General features: G+C 43.4%; 2 protein-coding genes. Both read left to right on the forward strand.

From position 1 onward, the window contains the following. A partial coding sequence (locus A3761_RS03320; protein WP_156491556.1) for a response regulator occupies positions 1 to 175 on the forward strand: 175 nt, incomplete at its 5' end. Positions 176 to 251: 76 nt separating this feature from the next. After that, positions 252 to 772 (forward strand): Hpt domain-containing protein (locus A3761_RS03325; protein WP_197472780.1); only part of this gene is annotated, 521 nt, incomplete at its 3' end.

Here is a 772-nt window from a genome sequence, read left to right on the forward strand (position 1 = left end):
AGTTAAGAACCTCAGAACCTTACCGGATTATAAGTTTACTCCAATCTTAATGTTGACCACCGAGTCAGCTGGCGATAAGAAAATGCAGGGTAAAAATGCTGGCGCTACGGGTTGGTTGGTAAAACCGTTTAACCCAGAGCAGCTATTAGCGACTATCAAGAAAGTAATGGGCTAAGCTTTACCTCTGTAATGTACAGCGCTACCAAGAACAAAAAAACGTTAATGTAACTACGCGTAGACAGGCCAATACAATGAGTGTTGATTTAAGTCAGTTTCATCAGGTGTTTTTCGAAGAGAGTTATGAAGGGCTTGATGTTATGGAGTCTGCGCTTCTTAATATCGATATCTCGAATCTCGATTCTGAAGCGATAAACGAAATATTCAGGGCTGCACACTCGATTAAGGGTGGTAGTGGTACCTTTGGTTTTAATGAGATTGCTGAATTTACACATGTTGTAGAAACGCTGCTTGATCTTATTCGTTCAGACCAGTTTGTTATGGAAGCGGATCATGTCGATCTGTTTCTGAAGTCTGTCGACTGTATCCGAACTATGATCAATGAGCTTGAGGCCGGTCAAAGCTGCGAAACCAAGTTGGCAGATGAGTTGCGAGTACAGTTCAACGCTCTGCTGGAAGGTGGCAGTGAAACAGCAGAAAGCTGTGAAAGTCCTAGCGAGGAAACCGACGAAGGTTCTGATGGTTGGACTATCTATTTTAAACCCGACGCAGATGTCTTGCGCACTGGTAATGACCCAGTACGTATGTTTCGTGA

Source organism: Oleiphilus sp. HI0123, from assembly GCF_001635315.1.